Genomic DNA, 20,117 nt, shown 5'->3' on the forward strand with positions numbered 1-20,117 from the left:
CCACAGCTTCATGCCTCAATAGCCTTCCTGCTTGATCAGCCACGCGCCGCCGACCGCAGCAAAAAGCAGGATGGGAAGCCAAGCGGCGAGGAAGGGCGGGACGGCGCCAGATTCACCTAGCGAGAGCACTAGTCCATCAGTCAGGAAATAGAGAAAGCCCAGGCCAAAACCGAAGGTCATCCCCATAGCGAGTCCACGTTCGCGTCGATGCAGTGAGTGCGCGACAGGTGCTGCAAGAAGGATCATGAGGATGGAACTGACCGGGAGCGCGATGCGCTTTAGCATCCAAGTCTTGTAGAAATAGGTCGGACGCACGCCCACCTGCGTCGATGCCACAAAGCCAGTGAGCTTTCCCAGAGTCATAGCCTGCGGTCTTTCAACAAGGTCTGAAAACTCGGCCGGCGTCAGGCGCGTCTTCCACTCCCAAGTCGCACTATATGTCGTCTGCACCGCATCGTCAGCCGGGACAACGGCAGTCCAGACATTGGACAGTTTCCATTTTTCATCTTTGGCATCGAAGCGCGCTTCGTTTGCGTAGATCTGGCTGACGATCTTACCCACGTCATCGCGTTGATAGATCCGAACATGGCTGAGGATGCTACCTTCCTGCCCGACAGCTCCAGCCTCGACGACCGAATTTCCTTCCTGAACGAATAACGGCTCATCCTTGGCTTCGTTTTTGGATTTTGAACGTTCGACCGAAAGATCGCGGGCGATCAATGCCTGGATGGATCGCGGTACGACCTGATCGGCAACAATGAAGTGAAGAAAGGCGACAATGCCAACGGCCGGGAGAAATGCCCAAAGAACGGTGAAGTAGGGAGCGCCCGCCGCCTTGTAGGCCATAATCTCGTTGTTGGTTTCCATCTTGCCCAAGGTTACCAGCGCGCCCATGAGGACGGCGAAGGGGACGAGGAAGGAGACGATCTCAGGCACGCGCAGCGCGGCATACTCCAGCAGCGCGCTCATCTGCCCCATATGATCCTGCAGGATGTCGGCGCTGTTGTTGAGCAGATCGAAAAGCTGCAACAGTGCCGTGAAGCCGATCAACAGCAGCATGAACTGCCAGAGGAAGTTCTTCAGCACGTAGCGCGAAAAAGTGCTCATTCCGCAGCCTCCCGGCGGCGCGGCAGATATCGCCGCACACGGGCCATCACCCAATCCGTGCCGTCGGAGATCGATTCAAACACGTGCGCCAAGGGGTCGGCGCCGGGGCGCGAGTTCGCCAGATGAAACAACCAGATGCTGACCGCGCCGAAGATCGCGAATGGAATCCACAATGCCACCATTGGCCCGAGAATGGCGCTGCCTACCGCATCTCGGCCGAACTGCAGAATCTGGAAATAGGCAACGAGGAACAGAATACCCGCTAGCATACGAACACCTTTCGATGTTCGTCGTGATGAGACGCCGATTGGCATGGCGAGCAAGGGCAGAAAGACGATGGAAATCGTACGGACGAGACGGCTGTTCAATTCGGCCTTGATATCCTCGATATGCAATGTTGTGGGCGGGTTGAAGTAAGCCTGCAGCAATTCGATGAAGTCTAGCTCGCTCTCGCGTTCCCCGCGATTGCGGAACGGCTCTGGAGCGATCGTCTCCATCGGCAGTTCCAGTTCCTTGAAAGCGACGGCTTTTGTGTCTGTCGTTCCCGGGACGGCTTCGGTGCGGATTCCGTTGTGCAACGTCAGCACAAGTGTCAGATCGGAACTGCGCTCCAGCTGACCAGTTTCGGCAGTCGTCACCAAATCTTTGCCGTTCTCATCAACTTCCTTGACGAAGATCTTGGACAGGCGATTGCCACCCTCGGAAATATCGCCGATGAGGATCGTCTTCCCGCCGAAGCCAGTGAAGAAGGCGCCACGCTCGATCGCCGAATCCCAGGCGGTCTCGACCACAAGATGGACAAGGGCGCGATAGCCAAAGCGGGTGTAGGGCTGCAGGAAACCGATGAGATAGGCGCTAGCGATGACAAGGACGACCGACAAAGCGAGGATCGGCAACATCAGGCGCCGCAGCGACAGCCCACTGGCGCGCATGGCATCGAGCTCGCTGTCGGATGAGAGACGCATGCTGGCATAGAGAACACCGACGAAGAGAGCTGCCGGCACTGCAATCCCCAGGTAATGCGGCACCAGGTTGGCGAGCATTTTGAGGACGATGTTCATCGGCCCGCCGCGATTTGCAAAAAGGTCGAGAAGACGGATCAGGCGCTCCAGCAACAGAGCGGCCATGGCAATGCCGACCGTGGCCAACAGCGGCAGGGCGACACGCTTCAAGATGTAAATATCGATGCGGAGAAACTTCATCGAAGAGTAACTGCCTCAAGCCGTTGGTCTGGCGCGGGTTGTCATGCGGCGGCCCCGGTAGTCACTCCAGGTGCCATATTGGTGTCTGATACTATCAAGGGAATCGCCAGTTCCATACTCCCCTGGGCGGTGAAGGCATCCTGTGCGAGATTTAGGCCGCGAACGTCAATACCAAGCCGCCAGCCGCCCTCGGTCCGGTTGATTCGATAGAGATGGTAACGCGATTCGTCCTTGTGTCCCGCGGGCGCCGCCGAGGCGGAAGGGACGCCAATGACAGGAATCGGTCCCTGCGGTCGCTTAATGTAGGCCAGGCCGGACACGTGGGTATGTCCGTGCAGAACCAGTTCAGCGCCGGCTTCAGCCAGAACCTGCTGGAACGCAGAGGCATCCAGCAGTGCCTTGCGCTTGTAGGCACCACCGCCGAATGGCGGGTGATGAATGAGCACGATGCGAAACAGTCCCTGCCGCCCCAGATCGGTCAGGAGGGTCCGCAGACGTGACAATTGAGCCTCGCCCAATCGCCCGGCCGCAATGAAAGGCGGCATCGGCAAGGCGGTTGACGTGCCGATCAGGGCGACATCGCCGAGCCGGCGAACGAAGGGAAAGTCTTCAAAACTTGCCGGCTGAGTGTCCTGCGCGCCGACCGTGCGACTACCGTGCATATAGTCTGCCCATAGCCCCAGCGATTGCGCCCAGGGAACTTCCACATAGGCATCATGATTGCCTGGGATGATTGTGACGTCAGCCGGTTTCCCGACACGCTGCAGCCAGGCCGCTGCAGCTTTGAATTCATCCGGCAGGGATATATTGATCAGGTCCCCCGTGATGGCGAGATGATCGTATTGCTGTGCCTTGAGGTCCTGGAGAAGGAGGTCGAGGATGCGGGGCTGGTGAATTTTCACCCGGTTTCGTTTCCAGGAAAGAAAACCTGTGATCCGCTTGCTGGCGAGTTCCTGCCAACCAGCGGCGGGAAGTGGCCCAAGATGAGGGTCGCTGAAATGCGCCAGGGTAAAGCCAGTCACGCAACGATCCTTATTGGGAATCCAATCGGTGGCGCCGCCGATGGACGAACGCCTCGCCAAGTCGCCCTATCTGGGCCGATTATCCCGTCCGGTCAAGCATCTAACGCAGGGTCTGGCGACTGAATGATTTGGCTGGACGGGCTGCCCCAATCAGGTTTAACAAATCTCCTTCAAGTCGCCACGGGCGAAATAATATCATGTCTGATCAAATAGATAGCCGGAGTGGCCCAACCTTCGTCCACGAGTCGGATGCCGCTGTCTGGGGCCTGACGCCCCGCCAGCGCCTGGAGAAGGCGATTTCGCGCGCTGGAAGCGAAGGGAGCAACCCTCGGCACCTGGTCATACGGGCCGACGTCATCTACGACGAGGCCCTGGTCAAAGCACTGCTTCAACAGCCGGGTAAGGTCCTGGTCGATCAACGGGGGCGCCCGGTCGCGGCTCACGGACGCACCGACGCTGAAATTTCTGCAGCGCAGGCGGCAATTGAAGCTGGTGCGACGGCGCTGTTATCGCCCGATCTTACCACCGTCGACGCTGCTGGCCTCGCCAGCAACTACAACAAAGCATTGCGGCGCAAAGGTGCCCCTTATCTGCTGCGCTTGGATGAAATCGGCGTCGCTGCCATCGAGCGGCGCATGTATCTCGAATCCTACAAGGGGGTCACCGACGTGGTGACCAAGCATATCTGGCCGGTCCCGGCACTCTATGTGACCCGCTTCTGTGCACGGTCCGGCATTTCGCCGAATATGGTAACCCTGGTCAGTTTCATCTGCGTCCTGCTGGCGACTTGGGCCTTTGCTGTCGGGGCCTTTGGGCTTGGTCTGATCGCTGCTTGGGCCATGTGCTTTCTAGACACGGTCGACGGCAAGTTGGCGCGGGTCACGCTGACGTCCAGCAAGTGGGGCAATGTCTTCGATCACGGAACGGATCTCGTCCATCCACCCTTTTGGTACTGGGCGTGGTATGTCGGATTGGGTGGCGCTGCGGTCGTCGCGCCCTGGACTTTCTGGGTCATCATCGCCGGCTATATTCTCGGTCGTGGCCAGGAAGGCCTGTTCATCTGGCAGTTCGGAATTGAAATGCATATCTGGCGGCCGCTCGACTCTGCCTTTCGGCAGATCACCGCGCGGCGCAATCCGAACCTCATCATCTTGACGATGGCGGTCATTTTCGGTGCGCCGGCCCTCGGTTTCGAGCTCGTCGCTTGGTGGACGATTATCTCATTCGTCTTCCATTGTGTTCGCATCGGCCAGGCTTTTGCAGCGCGTGCCAGTGGCGCGCGGCTGCAGTCTTGGCTGACGGAAGCGGCCTGAAGAGGTGGCGGCGGCACAATGGTAAAGATCGGCGTCATCAGCAATGCGCACAGTAAACGCAATAAGATCTCGATGCGTGAGATCCATCAGTTGCTTGCCGCACATCCGCAGGTGAAGCACCATTCGTTTCATCACATCAATGAACTGCCGGGATGCCTTGCCGAGCTGGCCGAGGCCGGCGTCACACATCTTGTTGTGAGTGGTGGTGATGGTACGGTGCTCGCGGTCGTTTCCGCGCTGCTCAACAACAGTCCGTTCCAGAAGCCACCTTGCGTCAGTCTTCTTTCGGCCGGTATGACCAATGTGATTGCCCACGAAGTTGGTCAGCCAGGGCTTCCTGCAGCCGGCTTGAAGCAATTGGTCGAGCGGGTGGAGGCGGGCGAGCCTGGTGAAGTTATGGAGCGGCCGGTTCTTTCCGTCGATTTTGGGGATGACCGCGTGATCGAGCGTGGCTTTCTGGTCGGCGGTGTCGGTTTCTATCAGGGTACCCAGCTCGTGCGCCGTGACATTCACTCGTTGGGCGCCAAGCAGACCTTTGCAGCCAAGCTCGGCATCGCCTGGTCCATATTGAAAATCCTCGCTTTCGGGCCGGGCCCGCGTTCCGGGTTTCATGGCGAATCCATCGGCTTCACGATTGATGGCCGGTATGAACGCCGCGACTGTTTCATGTTCCTGGCGTCTACTCTGAATTCGGTTCTGCCTGGCGTTGCTCCGTTTTGGGGCGATGGGCCGGGGCGCCTGAAATTGACGTCGATCGATTCTCCACCGCGTCGCTTCGCCAGGGCGGCGCTCGCCGTGTTGCGGGGCAAGCCCAGACCTTGGATGGCGGAAGCAGGTTATATCAGCCGGCGCATGGAAAAGCTGGAGCTTGAAATGAGCACGCCCGTGATGATTGATGGAGAATGTTTCGAGCCCCCGGCCAATGGGCGTGTTGTCATCAGCGCCGGCCCGGTGATGCGTTTCCATCGTTTCTGACCGGATAGGCGGGAATGGCGACCGACCAAATTGCCGATCTGATTTCCGAAGAGCTGCGGTTGCCGGTTGGACCAGCGGCTAGTGCTATGGCTGAGTATTGTCGCAGCCGGCATGAGCAAGCCGCGATCGCTGTTCTTTTCTATGGTTCTTGCCTGCGCCAGCCGGATCAGGCGCTGAAGGACGCGTTACTCGACTTCTATGTCATCGTCGACAATTACGTCGGTGCTTATGGGAGTGCCCTGCTTGCTGCCGCGAATGCAGCCCTGCCGCCCAATGTCTTTTATGTTGAGATTCCCTGGGACGGCGGGCATCTGCGCGCCAAATATGCCGTCATGTCCCTGGACCAATTTACTTCTGCCTGTGGGCGCGCCGCCGATAACGTGTCGATTTGGGCGCGTTTCAGCCAGCCTGCGCGGCTGGTGTGGCGACGCAGCCCAGAGGTCGAGGTAGCTCTGACGAATGCGCTTGCAGAAGCTTGTCGGACGATGTTCGAAAATGCGCGCCCGTTGGTCGAAGGGCACGGCATGCCAGACCCAGTTGCGGTTTGGCAGGAGGGGTTCAAGGCGACCTATGGGGCGGAATTGCGGTCGGAGAAGAGCGACCGCGCACTGGCAATCGTCTCTGTCGATGAGGAGCGATACCGCCGGATCGGTACGATGCTGATGGACAATGAGCCGTACGCGCGTGTCTCTCGTGCCGATGCCTTGCGCCAATGGCGCCGGCGCGGCAGGCTTGGCAAGAGGCTCAACTACATGCGCCTGATTAAGGCGGCGTTCACTTTCGATGGGGCCGTCGACTATGTGATGTGGAAAGTACGACGCCATTCCGGTGTCGTGATTGAGGTCAGTGAATGGCAGCGCAGGCATCCGTTGTTGGCGGCACCCGGATTGGCATGGAAACTGTATCGGCTTGGCGCGTTCAGATAGTCTATTGCTAAGGATGTATCGCCCATGAGCACGGACGCATCGCTCTATTTTCTGGCAATGGCGCGAAACAATGCCTGGGCCAATCATCGATTGCTGAAGAGTTGCGCGGAACTTGACGCCGATGAATTTGCAGCGACGCGGACCAGTTTCTTCCCGTCGATAGTTGCGACCTACAACCACATACTTGTCGTCGACTGGTTCTATGTTGACGCCCTAGAAGGCGGCACCTTAGGCCCCAAGGCTTGGGAGAACGAAGTTCCCCATCCCGAGTTTGCTTCTTTGCGTAGGGCGCAGCAGGATGTTGACCGCAGGCTTGTCCAATTTTGCGCTGGTCTCAGCGCCGAGAAGCTGGCGTCGAACGTTTACATGCATCGTGCCACACACATTCAGACGGACAGGACGGATCGGATCCTCCTGCATCTGTTTGAGCACCAGATCCATCACCGCGGCCAGATCCATGCCATGATGGCTGGGACCGCCGTTCCGCCGCCTCAGTTGGATGAATTTTTCTGCGCCGGAGAGTCTCATCTCCGTGCCGAGGATTTTGCGGACCTTGGCTGGCGCGAAGAAGATGTCTGGCGCGGCTTGTCCTAAGCAAAAAGGGCCGGCATTTGCATGCCGGCCCCAAAGGATCAGGTCTTAGGCAGTTACTCGAGATACTTATTCGGCGGCAACGGCGCGTGCGGTTTCGGTCAGCAGGCCCAACTCGCGGCCGACCTGGGTCAGAATTTCAACCACATGCTCCAGCTGCGCGGTCGAATGTGCGGCGGAGACAGAGCAGCGCAGCAAAGCGGTACCTGACGGTGTTGCCGGCGGCAGCGCCAAATTGACATAAACGCCGTTCATCAACAGCGCACGCCAGGCACGCGCCGCCAGAGCCGGGTCATTGATGTGAATCGCGACAACGGGACCCTTCTGCTTGCCGACGGTGAAGCCGGCAGCTTGGGCGCCTTCGTAGAGGGTGTCGACGTTCTGCCAAAGCTTGGTCATCAGGCCAGGATTGGCGCGCAGCTTCGCCAGCGACGTCCGCACGGAAGCGACGGTCGCCGGCGGCAGCGATGCCGTGAACATATACGGCCGGCAGGCGACGCGCAGGATATCGAAATCTTCAATGTTGGATACCAGGAAGCCGCCAATGGCCCCCATGCTCTTTGAGAAGGTGCCGGTGATGAAATCGACTTGATCGACAACATCGTCATGCTCGACGACGCCAAGGCCGGTCTTGCCCATCACACCCATCGAATGGGCTTCGTCGACCAGGATATAAGCGCCATGCTTCTTGGTGACGGAAACGAATTCCTTGAGCGGCGCATGATCGCCGAGCATCGAGTAGATGCCCTCGACCACGACGATCTTGTTGCCCGGCTGGTCGGCGAGGCGCGCAAGACGGCGGTCGAGATCGGCCGGGTCATTGTGCTTGAAACGGATCACCGTGGCCGAGCCCAGCTTGCAGGCATCGTAGATGCTGGCGTGGCTGTCGGCATCGATGATCAGGAAATCATCCGGACCGGCCAGCGTCGAGATCGCGCCGAGATTGGCTTGGTAGCCGGTCGTGAAAACCATGCAGTGCTTCATGCCGTAGTAGTCGGCGAGATCGGCTTCAAGCGCTTTGTGGTCGTTGTAGGAGCCGTTGGCGATGCGCGAGCCAGTCGTGCCGGTACCGCTGGCATCAAGCGCGTTCTTCGCGGCTTCGATGCAGTCAGCGTCGAACGTGAAACCCAGATAGTTATTGGAACCGCAGAGGATGGTGGGGCGGCCCTCGATCAACGCCTCGGTTGACGACAGGATCTTGTCCATCTTCACGCCGAACGGATCAGCGCCGCAGGTCTTGACGGCAGCATGAAGCTCGCGCTGCGTCTTGAAGCGATCCAGCAACCCCATCTTACGCCCCCTTCTTCGAATTGATCACGGTCTGGGCCAGTTGGCCCACCGTGGCAATTTCCGGCACCATATTGAGCGGAATGGAGACATCGAACTTGTCTTCGAGCTCCATCAGCAGGTCCATGACCGCGAGGGAATCCATGTTGAGATCGTGCGCGATATCGGTGTCGGCAGTGATCTCAAGGTCGGACTTCTTGAACGGCACAAGCGCGATGGCGATTTCCGCCACAACCTCGTTGAGAGAGAGTTCAGAGATATTTGCTGCGCTCGCCGTCACGGTGTTGAACCAATCTTTTCTTGTTTCGAATCTACTAACTTTGGGAACCCCTTAGCGAGACAGACGACTCGCGCCGCAAGCCTCAGGGAGGTTGTCGTAAATTTTGGGGCTAAAGTTAAATGACGAATTGTTACCGAATGTAACAAGCTATCGATTCCAAGCAGTTAAGTCCGGAATCTAACCTCACAGCAGAGAGCGACTACGGTACCAGCGAGCCGTGTCGGCAAAACCCTTCTCAAGGGAGAAAAGGGGTTCCCAACGGACGAGCTCGGAAAGCCGGGGGCCGGCGGCAACCCAGTTGGGGTGGTAGAGTTCGGCAACTTTTTCGGCAGACAGAACCTGGGGTTGTTTGCGGAGTTGGGAAATCAATCCCACAACAGCTGCAATGGGGGTCATGGCTGACCGAGGCAGGCGCACGGAGGTCGGGCGGCGTCCAAAAGCGGTTCCAAGTGCCGTCAAAATTTCCGGCCAATCGTGGCCCCGCGGATGTTCGTCGTCGATTTCGACGATCCGGGTCGACCAGTCGGATGCTGCCAGGATGGTCGCCACACCCGTGGCCAAGTCATCGACATGGATCGTGGAGACTCTGGCTCCGGCCGCCGCCGGATAGGCTATCAAGCCGAGCTTGGCTGCCTGGAACAACGGCAGCAGCTCGACATCACCCGGACCATAGACCGCGGGTGGCCGCAGGGCGATCCAGGGACGTTCACCGGCAAGCGCGGCAACTTTTTGCTCGGCGGCGTGCTTGCTGCCGGCATAGGCGGAAAGCTGTGGCTCCCGGGCGGCGAGAGAAGATACCTGCAGGAAGCGTGCTCGCGGGGCATGTTCGGCGGCAGCCTCAAGAATTTGCTGGGTTCCGCCTTCGTTGACCTTGAAGAAGTCGAGCGGCTTCAGAGCGCGTACCAAGCCGGCGCCATGGACGATGGCGTCGCAACCTTGGAGGAGATGCCCGAGGCTCTCGCGGTTGTCTAGGTCTCCCAGAACAATTTCCAGTGAATGTCCGGCGAGCAGGGCGGAACTCGGCATCCGTCGTACCAGGGCACGGACCCGCCACCCGGCTGCGCTCAATTGCCGGGCGATGGCGCTTCCCACAAAGCCAGTGGCGCCGGTAAGGGCAACCAGCCCGGTCATCGCTCGGCAGCCGGATCAGGCACTGATGCCGAGATCGGCTTCGGCATAGGCGCCTTGAAGGAAGTTTGCTTTGGCCTTGGCGCGTGAGAGTTTTCCCGACGACGTTTGCGGTAGGCCCTTAGGCGGTACCAATTCGACCCGAGCGTCGACACCCATCGCGCGCTGCAAAAGGCCGGCAATGTCCTGTTTCAGCTTGGTACGGGCGGCAAGGTCGCCGATCCGGCATTGGATCAAGACGACGATTTGCTCTTGCTCGTCATCGCCGACGATGGAGAAGGCGGCCGCATCGCCGCGACGCAGATCCGGCAGGGTCTCTGCCGTCCATTCAAGATCCTGCGGCCAGATATTGCGGCCGTTGATGATGATCAGATCCTTCGCCCGCCCGGTGATGACGATTTCGCCATCCAGCAGATAGCCGAGATCGCCGGTATCGAGCCAACCGTCGCTGCTCAAGGCTTCGGCCGTCAGTTCCGGCTGGCGGAAATAGCCCGTCATGACGCTGGGGCCTTTAAAGAATATCCGGCCAATCCGGCGCTCCGGCAACTGGTTGCCGGCCTCGTCGCGGATTTCAAAAGCGTGGCCAGGAAGGGCGGGCCCGCAGGCAACCAGGCTGCGGGCCGACTTGCCCGGGGTGACTGGTGTTGCGATCTGGTTCTCGAGATCGGCGCGGTCGATATGATCGACCCGGTATTCTTTGTCCAAATTGGCAAAGCTCATGGCGAGCGTCGTTTCCGCCATGCCATAGCTTGGCACAAAGGCGCTATGCTTGAAGCCGAACGGTGCAAATGTGTCGCTGAAACGATGCAAAATGGCATCCTGGACCATGTCGCCGCCAATACCCGCGCCGCGCCAGCTTGACAGATCGCCGCTGAAATCAGTGTCGCCGCGCATGCGCTTGACGCAGAGTTCGTAGCCGAAGGTCGGAGAGTAGGCGAGGGTGCCGCGATTTTCCGAGACAAGCTTCAACCAGGTCAGCGGACGTCGGGCGAAGTCACGCGTCGCGATATAGTCGACGGAGACCTGCCCAGTCGCGGGCACCAGCAGGAACCCAACCAAGCCCATGTCGTGATAGAAAGGTAGCCACGAAACGCAGCGATCCGTCTCGACAATATCAAGGCCGTGGCAGGTGATCCCCGAGGCATTGGCCATCAGCACGCGCTGATGGATTTCGATCCCCTTCGGAAAGCGCGTCGACCCCGAGGAAAATTGAAGATAGCTGGGCTCACCCGGTGCGAAGGGCTTGGCCTGGCTCTTGTTCCCCGGCAGAGCCAGGAACTCGGAAAGCGGCCCGGCCATGCGCAGGTGCGTGAGGCCCTGCGCCGCTTCGCTCAGGAAACCCATCAGCGAGACAGGGGCAATGGCCAAGCTGGCTTCGCATCCGGACAATTGCTGGCGGAGTTGGGCGATATAGGCCTCTTTGCCGCCCAGGCTGGTCGGGATGGCGACCGGCACGGGCAGCAACCCGGCATATTGTGTTGCAAAGAAGGCGGTCACGAAATCGGGGTCGGTATCCGCGACGAGGACCACACGCGAGCCACGTTCCAGGCCGATTCCAGCGAATCGCTGTGCCAAATCCAGGGCACGATCTCGCAGGTCGGCATAAGTCAGCACATGGGCCAAGTCGCCCTTGGCTGTATAGAAATTGAACCCTGTGTCGCCACCGGCAGCATAATCCAGCGCCTCCCACAGCGTGCTAAAATCGCTGCGGCGGTGTTTTAGGCGGGTATTGGTCGTCGGGGTCGGCTTCAAAGTCATAATTTCCGGGCTTGCAAAGACTGCTCTGGCTTCGGATTAATCCAGGTGTCGTGGGACTTTAGGTCGCAGAATGACGAATTGCACGTCGGCCTCGCGGCCCCTAGGATTTCGCGGTCCATAGCAAATGTCCGGACCGCGGACAAGGCATTGCGCATTGGACGCGCTGAGTGGACCATAGGTTGAGCGCGTCCTTTTTAGGGAAGTTGCCTAATGAAGACCTCGGATATGGAACTGTCGGCAGGCCAGCAAGCAGACGGTAAGGGGCAAAAGGCTGGTTCGACCGGCCTCTTTGATTGGCTGCTTCCCAAGCCCAAGGCAAAGAAGCAGAAGTTCAAGGCCGGAACCCCGCCCGTCGCGGCATCCGACGCCAAGACCAAGGTCAGCCAGTCCTTGGAAGACGTGCTGAAGCTGCTGCGCGCTGACGGGGCGCAGCGCATTGCTGTACACGGCGATCGAGGTTTCTTCGAAACGTTCCGCGCTGCTGCCAACGGGATGGAAGCGTTCTGGATTTCGACCGATATCATTAACGACCAGCCCGCCGGCGCCAAGCCAGTGAACGCGGCGTCGATCAAAGACTGCGACGCGGTAGTGGCTGGCGGCAGTGATGTCGGCACCAAGTACCGCTACAGTCTGCGACTTGCTCATGCCCACGCGCCTGCTACGCCCGTCCATTGGGTCGCCCAGAACTGGGAGTTTTGTGCCGGAACAGCTGCGGTGCCTCTTGAAATTGAAGATGTGGACGCGCTCGCATTCAATCATTTTGAAGAGTTCTTCGGCATCAAGGATCCGCTCCAGTTTCGCTTCGAGATCATCGCCGAAGGAGAAATCCGGCGTACCTATCGCGTGCTGGGGCCAAGCCAGTCGATCAATCTCAACCTCAAATCACTGATGCCTGACCGGAAGGGCGCAGTGTGCATGAAGGTCTTTGTGGCACATCCTTTCCTGACTCGCGGTCGGCACTATCGGTTCCGCATCTGTGGCGATGTTTTCTGGAAAGACAGCTTCACGATCATTCATGGTTCGCACCAGTTCTTCAAAAATCCGAACAAAGTTCAGCCGTTCCGTCTGATTGATTCGGTGATCCGTGGCGGCGAGGTCGTCATGACCGTGCCGAACTACGATCTCGATATGGGGGCGGACGATGAGGTGCAGATCGGAACCGGCCTCGGCAAGACGGCGCTGAAGCGTTCGCGCAATCGTCCCGTTGAGGAAGTGCATTTCAAGCGTCCGGCAGGGGCTGCAAAGGAGCGCAACTATTTCGCTGCCTCTTACGCTGGCTATGGAACATCGTTCTGGTACGCGCTGGACGAGGGTTTCTCCAAGCAGCCTGGGAAGATTGGCTCCATTGCGGCCAACCATCTTTGCCGCGTCGGCGTCGACAATCGCGACGATATCGCCTTTACGCCAGATGAGCGTCGGATTGTCGAAGCCGCGATCAAGGCCGGCTTCATGATTCATGCCTGTACGCTGCCGGTGACACAGCCGGGCGATGCACTTGAATTCGGGTTCAATTTCGATGCATCAAACCCGCCATTCGACGACTATTGGCTACGCTTCTATGATCGCCAAGGCGGGTTCGTCGATGAGATGCGTTATCACAAGGATTTCGTCGGGCCTGCCTATGTGAGCGATGTGTTCGCGCACTGGTCACATCCACGCAAGAACGAAGTGGTCACGGCCATGGTATGCCCGGATCACCTCAAAATCGGCTTGGCACCGCAGCGACTGGTGACGACGGCCGACATGGCCGTTCGCCACCGTGTTACCGGCGACCAGGATTTCACCGAGTTTCAATCCTCGTGGCGCAACGTCGGTGCCGATATTCCGACCCTGCCACACTGGCTGCATCCCTCGATCGGTGTTATGGGGCGCACCAATCTTATCGGCCGCGTGCGGACAAGGGACTGGTTCCGCACCGGCGTTTTCGTGGCCAATGCCAGCGGCAATTTGAAGTACGATATGCCGGCAAAGGTGGAACTGGCGGCTATCAATCACGCAGGCGAGCGGCTGAGCTATTTCGCGACCTTGCCGGCGTTCGGTTCCGACATCATCTGGATGGATGATGTTCTGCCGACGTTGCGGCAGCATGTCGGCGACAGCGGCATCGCAACGCTGCAGGTGAAGTCTGCTGATGCGGATCTGACCGCTCATGTGCTAGGTGTGTCGCCCAACGGAGCCGTGGGGCTTCAGCATCTCTGGGGTTATTGAGGGCACATGGCATTTGGGGATGGAGGCATCTGGCGCAGCTTGGCGCCTCTTTCCCTGAAGGTTTGGCCCACTCTATCCAATCCGGCCTGGGACCAAGCCGCCGTTGCCGAGCGCCTGCTTGGGGATGTGCTGCGCGTGAAAATCGACCCGCGGCGGGTTTCCCGGAAGCTTTCCGCTAAGGCAGTTGCGCCCATCAAGAACCGCTTTCTAATCGAAGGTTTAGGTGATTTGCCTTCGGATAGGGTAGAAGACCTTTATACCTATAAGGATATGTCGGACATCGCCCATTATGGCGACGATCTGGCAAGAACACGTCTTTATCAGTGGTTGAAGGCAAGCTGGCTTGCTGGTCGACCCGTCGATGGACGTGGGCGAATTTTCGATTCGGATGCGAAGATTGAGGACTATTGCCGCTACTATTTGGATCTCTACAGGTCCATGGCGGAGAATGGATATCGCTATAGTGGCGATGATGAGATTTGCCTCGGTATCGCGGCTAACGGGGAGATCGTCCACGTTCGACGAGGAACGCACCGGATGGCGGCGGCTCATATCCTTGCATTGCCAAGTATATCCGCAAGGATTACCCATTTAGACAGTGCCTTTGCCGCCAGTGCAATTGACAAACTCGCTGGAATGAACACGCGAACGGCTTTGGCTCAAGCAATAGAGAAAATAGTGAGTTAACTCTTGCGCGATATCGTCAAAATATTCTTCTACACGGGATGGCGACAGCAGGTCCTTATTTTAGGAGCGCTGCTGATCTCTGGGTTGGTTGAGATTGTCGGGATAGCGACGCTGTGGCCAATTATCGGTCTCGTCAGCGGTGAGACGCACATCAAATCGCACGCCGTCGATCAATATGTCCGGTGGGGTTTGGCGCATCTTGGCCTGCCATTGAATATTGAGACCCTATTGCTGGTCATGGTCGCGGCCGCGACCATTTCGTTTGTGTTCGGGACAGCTGGGTCCGTTTTTGTCGGACGATCGGTAGCCAATTTCGGCATTAGTGTCAGATTGCAGCTGATCAGTGCGTTGGTCCATGCAAAATGGAGCTACTTCGTCGCGCAGCCGGTCGCGCGCTATACGGCAGCCATCAATTCTGACGCGGACCGCGCAGCGCTTGCCTTCAAAGCATCCGCACTTTGCTTGTCCGGTCTCATACAAACAGCCGTCTTGATGAGCATGGCGCTGTTTGTTTCATGGCCATTCTTTCTGGGAGCAGTGGCCGTTGTTGCGGCCCTGTGGTTGGGGGTCGGGCGTTATATGCGGATGGCCAAGAAGGCCGGCCGTGGAAAGTCGCGGCACAATCAAGCGTTGCTGCATGCGGTGACAGATGCGCTGACCAATGTCAAAGCCCTGAAGGCCATGAATCGGCATAGCTTTATTGGACACACGTTTGCCGTTCACGTTGACAGGCTCCGCCGCGCCACCCAGGCTGAGACGTACAGTACGAGTGCCGTCCGTGCGGTTCAGGAGCCATTGTTCACTTTGTTGATCCTCGGTGGGCTGTATATTGGTCACAGCATGCTGGATCTCGATTTGCGCGTCATGCTCGGCTCAACCTTGCTGCTCAAGCGCGTTGCCGATTCAATCGGTACCGTGCGCTCCAACTTTCAACGCGTGATGTTGGAGAGGCCTTCATTCTGGCAATTGCAGCAGCTCGTGGACGAGGTGCGAAGCAATCGTGAGGTGATGGCGACCGGCAGGCTCCCAGATTTGCCAGCCCCCATCGAATTCCAGAATGTGTCTTTCTCGTATCCTGGCAAGAGCGTCATCAAAGATGTGGACGTCACCCTGCCGGCCGGTGAACTGACGGCGGTCATTGGCCCGTCTGGTGCCGGGAAGACAACGGTTGCCGACCTCATTGCCGGCCTCCATACCGCAAGTTCGGGCAGCGTGCGGGTCGGTGGTCTGTCGTTGAATGAGTTGGATATGGCGAGCTGGCGTCGCCAGTTGGGCTACATTCCGCAGGACAGCATTCTGTTCAACGACACCGTTCTCAACAATGTAACCCTTGGCGATCCGAGTATCTCACCGGGTCAGGTTGAGGCCGCACTAAGGGCTGCCGACGCCTGGAGTTTCGTTTCTAAACTCCCCGGTGAAATGGATTTCGTTATCGGTGTGCGGGGAAGCTTACTTTCTGGCGGACAGCGGCAGAGGCTCGCTATCGCCAGAGCTCTCATCGGTGATCCGAAGTTGCTCATTCTTGATGAAGCAACCAGCGCGCTCGATCAGAAGACGGCCAAGGAGATCGCTCGATCTGCGCGGGCGTTGACCGGCGGGCGCACTATTCTCGCGATTACGCATCAAGCGCTTTGGGTCGATGCCGCAGACCGGGTCTACGAAATCCGCGATGGAAAAGTGACGATGGAGCCGCTCGCCGGTGCGCCTGGCACAGTCTGAGCAGGACTATTGGTTAGGCCATCACGTGTGTCCGCAACCACCATACCCTGGTCGATGCGGTAGACTTCATCGGCCATTTCCACCCAGGCCGGCTGATGTGTAATGGCCAGAACGGTGAGTTTCCCGCGCTGCCTGCCGACTGCGGCGCAGATCTCGCTCTCAGTCTCAGGATCTAGGGCGCTTGTCGCCTCATCCAGGATGAGGAGGGTGGGTTCCGTCACCAATGCCCGCGCCAGCGCGATGCGTTGGCGCTGACCGCCGGATAGAAGCACGCCGCGATCTCCAACCGTTGTAAAGAGGCCGTTCGGCATCTCAGCAACGAAACGCATTGCACCTGCCGTCTCAAGCGCCCGAATGGCAGCCGCTTCACTAATATTCGGATCGCCTAAAGTGACGTTGGCGAGAATCGTGTCGTTGAACAGCAGAATCTCTTGGGGGACATAGCCAACCTGACTACGCCAGCGATCCATATCGATCTCGTGCAATGGCACGCCGTCCAAGGTTACTCGCCCCAGCTCCGGATTGAAGAGGCCAAGGATGAGATCGGCGATCGTCGTCTTTCCAGAGCCCGACTCACCGATCAGGGTTGTTATGGTGCCGGCGCGTAACTCCAAAGATACGTTGCGCAAGACCGGTGCGCGCCCATAGGAGAAGGTGACGTCCTCTAATCTGCAAGAGCTCTTAAGGCTGGGCGTCGCGCGGCCGGTATAAGCCTCGGCTGCGGCTTCGGTTTCACGCAGCGTGTCCATGAAAGACCAATACCCGACTTCGGCATGGGCTGACTCGCGAGCGGACCGATGCACCTTGGCAACCGCCCGCGTGAGACCCAGGATGAGTAGGCCGGACACGAGAATGCTTGCTAGATCGAGATGTAAAATGCTCATCGCCACATAGGCGACGCCGGCCAGCATCATGATGATCAGCAGGTCAGGCAGTTGTCCGGCCAATTGCTCGAGAAGCACCATTTCACGCAGCGACTCACGCAGTGATTTGGTCTCATTGCGCAGCTCCTGGACAAGAGCCTCGTGACGGTGCATCGCCTTCATTGGCTTGAAGCTGACGACAACATCGTTGAGATCCGTGACGATCGTTCGGCTGGTCAGAAGCATACGGCGACCAAAAATCCGCGACCGTCGAATGAGGAGCCGCATGGCAATGCCAACGACAATGGCCATACCGGACCCGACCAGCGCGACACGCCAATCGACCGTAAAAACGATAACACCGAGCACGATGGCTTGGATGGCAGCGATGACCAGATTAAGCGACGTACGATATATGGCCGAACCCCAATTGGCCTCCGTCGTAATGGCCCCGGCAAACCGTCCAATCGGATTTACCGTATAGTAAGACCAACGAGCCGCCAGCATTGCGTCAATCATACGGGAGCGCATTTCGGTGGCGATTTCGGCGACCAGATAGCCGACATAGCGGCTGACATTGAGTGAAATAACCGCCTTCAGAAGGGCAAAGGCGCCCAGGAGCAAAACCAGCGAACCGAGCGTTGCTGGGATGTGGAGGAAGTCCAGCGCCATGAGAATGAAGCGCTCGACTTTGTTCGGCTTCTCGCCAGGGTCCCCAGAAACGAGGGAAAGTATGGGAAAGAGCGAGGCCACGGATAGGCCCTCGAGCAGACTGGCTGCCATGACACCGATCATGACCGGCACCTGCCGCCACAAACCATGCTTTCGGATGACTCGAAAGGCGTTGGTCAGGGCCGAGGGCGTTTGGATTGGATCGATATAGATCGGCTTGTCTGTACTTGGCGCCAATGCCTGATGCCTTTGGAATTCGGGAGGTCGCTGCGACCGTTTGCTAAGTCTGTGATAACATTCAAACTAAGGAAGTCAATCGACGGGATGTCGCCAGCCCAATAACCCCTCGGAATTTGCGGCAAATCGGCGCATTTTCAATGGGTTCGGTTGCCCGGGAGGCGCCCGGCGACTATCATTCGCGGCCAGTGGCGACCTCGCCCAGGATACCCGGACTGAGGGGGATTTTCGTGCAGTACAAACTCTTTATCCAGACCAACGACGAGCAATATCTTGGCGCGTTGGTCGCCGGCTACGCTGCAAAGCGGAACAGCAAGCGGCCGGAAGCGTTCGACGTCGAAATCATGCATTTCCAGAACTACCCGTGGCTGGCCGCAAAGATCGGTCAGAAGTTCCTGCGTGGTCTGGAACACCGGGTCTGGACTCATGCCGACCTCCAGTCCTTCACCCCGACCCGGTTTACGCCGCCCAAGGCCATGAACTATCAGGGGCGCGCGATTGCGATCGATCCGGATTGCTTCGCCGTTGGCGATGTCATGGAGCTCTTTACCCGTGACATGAAGGGGGCAGGCGTCATGTGTTGCATGCGCCCCGCCCTGAAAGAGATGCCGCCCTATCGGGCCTCGTCCGTGATGCTCCTGGAGAATGCGAAGTTGACGCACTGGGATGCGGAGAAGACCTTCAACGAACTCTTCGAGTTCAAGAAGGACTATTTGAAATGGATCAAGCTAGAGTACGAAGCGGATGCCAATGTCGGCATTCTTGAGCCGGAATGGAACGATTTCGACAAATTGACCCCGGCGACCAAGATCCTGCACACGACATATCGTCGGACGCAGCCTTGGAAGACCGGCCTGCCCATCGACTTTTCTATCCGTGAAAAACCGAAGAAGACGCTGGCCGACAATCTGATCAAGGCGATCAAGAAGGGAATCGGTGTGTCGCGTCCCCGGGCGGTTAAGGATGGATATTACCAGCCGCATCCGGACCCGAAACAGGAGCAGCTTTTCTTCGGCCTGCTCACAGAGATGCTGGAGAAGGGTATCGTCGATGTGGCGATGGTGGAGCGTGAAATGGCGCTCAACCATGTCCGGCATGATGCGCTCGACCTGTGCCGCAAGCTGGCGGCCTGAGGCAAATGGCGACGGAACGTCGCTGCGGCGGGTTGTCAAATTGTGCCTTGGTTAACGTTTCGGCAATTTGCATGCGTTGCGATGACATTTCCCTGGCGGTCCACGAACCGCAATGGGGGCAGGAGTGGAGATAGAGTCGATGTTGGCAGCTACAGTCGAACAACACGCCCCGCACATGCTCGAAAGCGTGCGGCCGGAAGAGGTGATCACCGAGCCTTATACCCATTACTCGCGGCAGAACGCCGTGCCGGCGGACGTGTATCGTCAGCTTGAGGCTGAGTTCCCGAGCCTTGAGACAATTCTCAATGGTCGTGCGGAGCCCGGCAGCAATATCGCCGTGCGCCTGACGGTCAAGCAGGTTTTGGGTGATCGGCGCATCTCGCCGCTTTGGCGCGAATTCTTCGAGTATCACACCTCGCAGGAATATTGGAGCCACGTCACCCGCCTGTTCGGCAATCAGCTGCGCAGCGAGTTTCCGGATCTTGAAGCGAAGGTCGGTCGTCGATTTGAGGATTGGCGTGTCAAGCCGCGCGGCTTCGCCGGTGAGGCCGATATCCGTCTTGATTGCCAGTTCGTGATGAACACGCCGGTGCGCCAAGTGACGAGTGTGAAGACGCCACATGTCGATCTTTGCGACAAGATTTTCTCGGCGCTGTTTTACTTCCGCGATCCACGGGACAATGTCAGTGGGGGCGATTTCGACATCTATCGTTGGCGCCGTGAGCCGCGCTTCATCAAGCACCGCTCGATGGATCGCGATGTCGAGTTGGTGAAAACGCTGAAATACGCATCCAACTCATATGCCTGTTTCGTGAACTCGGCCAAGGCGATTCACGGCGTCAGCCCGCGCGGTATCACCGACATTCCGCGCCGCTATATCAACTTTATCGCCGAACTGCCGTTCAAGGCATTCGAGCCCAAGCAGCTCAACAAGCTGCAGCAGATTTGGTATTCGAAGGAAGTGGGTGCCGCAGTCCAGGACGACAAGTACTGAACTGACTGCCGGCCG

17 protein-coding genes are annotated in these 20,117 nt (G+C 58.4%); 9 read left to right on the top strand and 8 right to left on the bottom strand.

Annotated features, from left to right (window positions below; genetic code table 11):
* Window positions 1–15 precede the first annotated feature (15 nt).
* Genes lptG through ACE3PP_RS14705 form a run of 3 tightly spaced genes read right to left on the bottom strand, consistent with a single transcriptional unit; the run spans window position 16 to window position 3,331 of the window.
* Window positions 16–1,107, bottom strand: coding sequence for an LPS export ABC transporter permease LptG (gene lptG / locus ACE3PP_RS14695; protein ID WP_374383578.1), 1,092 nt, complete (start codon window positions 1,105–1,107; stop codon window positions 16–18).
* Window positions 1,104–2,309: an LPS export ABC transporter permease LptF gene (lptF, locus tag ACE3PP_RS14700; protein WP_374383580.1), complete on the bottom strand. Its 1,206-nt coding sequence runs from the start codon at window positions 2,307–2,309 to the stop codon at window positions 1,104–1,106. Before lptF ends, lptG begins: the two co-directional genes overlap by 4 nt.
* A gap of 41 nt (window positions 2,310–2,350) precedes the next feature.
* Window positions 2,351–3,331, bottom strand: coding sequence for a metallophosphoesterase (locus ACE3PP_RS14705; protein ID WP_374383582.1), 981 nt, complete (start codon window positions 3,329–3,331; stop codon window positions 2,351–2,353).
* Window positions 3,332–3,528: 197 nt separating this feature from the next.
* Here ACE3PP_RS14705 and ACE3PP_RS14710 point away from each other — a divergent pair, with 197 nt between their 5' ends.
* From ACE3PP_RS14710 to ACE3PP_RS14725, 4 genes are read left to right on the top strand one after another with little or no spacing between them, the layout of a single operon-like run.
* Window positions 3,529–4,644 (top strand): CDP-alcohol phosphatidyltransferase family protein, encoded by a 1,116-nt coding sequence (locus ACE3PP_RS14710; protein ID WP_374383586.1) that lies wholly within the window; start codon window positions 3,529–3,531, stop codon window positions 4,642–4,644.
* 18 nt (window positions 4,645–4,662) lie between these two features.
* On the top strand, window positions 4,663–5,619 hold the full coding sequence (locus ACE3PP_RS14715) for a diacylglycerol kinase family protein (RefSeq protein ID WP_374383588.1): 957 nt from the start codon (window positions 4,663–4,665) through the stop codon (window positions 5,617–5,619).
* 14 nt (window positions 5,620–5,633) lie between these two features.
* Entirely contained in the window at window positions 5,634–6,545 is a 912-nt protein-coding gene (locus ACE3PP_RS14720; RefSeq protein WP_374383590.1) for a hypothetical protein, read from the top strand.
* 24 nt (window positions 6,546–6,569) lie between these two features.
* Window positions 6,570–7,139, top strand: coding sequence for a DinB family protein (locus tag ACE3PP_RS14725; protein WP_374383592.1), 570 nt, complete (start codon window positions 6,570–6,572; stop codon window positions 7,137–7,139).
* Window positions 7,140–7,205: 66 nt separating this feature from the next.
* Here ACE3PP_RS14725 and ACE3PP_RS14730 read toward each other — a convergent pair whose 3' ends face one another.
* The 4 genes from ACE3PP_RS14730 to ACE3PP_RS14745 all read right to left on the bottom strand — a co-directional run bounded on the left by ACE3PP_RS14730 (window position 7,206) and on the right by ACE3PP_RS14745 (window position 11,589).
* The gene (locus ACE3PP_RS14730; protein WP_374383594.1) at window positions 7,206–8,426 is read right to left on the bottom strand and encodes an aminotransferase class I/II-fold pyridoxal phosphate-dependent enzyme; all 1,221 of its coding nucleotides are present in this window, start codon (window positions 8,424–8,426) and stop codon (window positions 7,206–7,208) included.
* A 1-nt stretch (window position 8,427) separates the two neighbouring features.
* A complete protein-coding gene (locus tag ACE3PP_RS14735) occupies window positions 8,428–8,703 on the bottom strand; it encodes an acyl carrier protein (protein ID WP_374383596.1) in 276 nt (91 codons plus the stop codon).
* A gap of 183 nt (window positions 8,704–8,886) precedes the next feature.
* Window positions 8,887–9,834, bottom strand: coding sequence for an NAD-dependent epimerase/dehydratase family protein (locus ACE3PP_RS14740; protein WP_374383598.1), 948 nt, complete (start codon window positions 9,832–9,834; stop codon window positions 8,887–8,889).
* Between the two features lie 15 nt (window positions 9,835–9,849).
* Window positions 9,850–11,589, bottom strand: coding sequence for a fatty acyl-AMP ligase (locus tag ACE3PP_RS14745; RefSeq protein WP_374383600.1), 1,740 nt, complete (start codon window positions 11,587–11,589; stop codon window positions 9,850–9,852).
* Between the two features lie 390 nt (window positions 11,590–11,979).
* On the opposite strand from ACE3PP_RS14745, the gene ACE3PP_RS14750 reads away from it, so the two are divergent.
* From ACE3PP_RS14750 to ACE3PP_RS14760, 3 genes are read left to right on the top strand one after another with little or no spacing between them, the layout of a single operon-like run.
* Entirely contained in the window at window positions 11,980–13,797 is a 1,818-nt protein-coding gene (locus tag ACE3PP_RS14750; RefSeq protein ID WP_374383601.1) for a hypothetical protein, read from the top strand.
* 6 nt (window positions 13,798–13,803) lie between these two features.
* Window positions 13,804–14,484: a hypothetical protein gene (locus ACE3PP_RS14755; RefSeq protein ID WP_374383602.1), complete on the top strand. Its 681-nt coding sequence runs from the start codon at window positions 13,804–13,806 to the stop codon at window positions 14,482–14,484.
* A gap of 3 nt (window positions 14,485–14,487) precedes the next feature.
* Window positions 14,488–16,203, top strand: a complete 1,716-nt coding sequence (locus tag ACE3PP_RS14760; RefSeq protein ID WP_374383604.1) for an ABC transporter ATP-binding protein — start codon at window positions 14,488–14,490, stop codon at window positions 16,201–16,203.
* Here ACE3PP_RS14760 and ACE3PP_RS14765 read toward each other — a convergent pair.
* Window positions 16,140–17,975, bottom strand: a complete 1,836-nt coding sequence (locus ACE3PP_RS14765) for an ABC transporter ATP-binding protein (protein ID WP_374383606.1) — start codon at window positions 17,973–17,975, stop codon at window positions 16,140–16,142. The genes ACE3PP_RS14760 and ACE3PP_RS14765 overlap by 64 nt on opposite strands.
* 230 nt (window positions 17,976–18,205) lie before the next feature.
* Between ACE3PP_RS14765 and ACE3PP_RS14770 the strand changes: the two genes are divergently transcribed.
* Window positions 18,206–19,108 carry a hypothetical protein gene (locus ACE3PP_RS14770; RefSeq protein ID WP_374383608.1) on the top strand — a complete coding sequence of 301 codons (903 nt, stop codon included), beginning with the start codon at window positions 18,206–18,208 and terminating at the stop codon, window positions 19,106–19,108.
* Window positions 19,109–19,247: 139 nt separating this feature from the next.
* Entirely contained in the window at window positions 19,248–20,102 is an 855-nt protein-coding gene (locus ACE3PP_RS14775) for a hypothetical protein (protein WP_374383610.1), read from the top strand.
* Window positions 20,103–20,117 lie beyond the last annotated feature (15 nt).

Origin of the sequence: Dongia sp. (assembly GCF_041910485.1) — a bacterium.
Classification (GTDB): Bacteria; Pseudomonadota; Alphaproteobacteria; order Dongiales; family Dongiaceae; genus Dongia.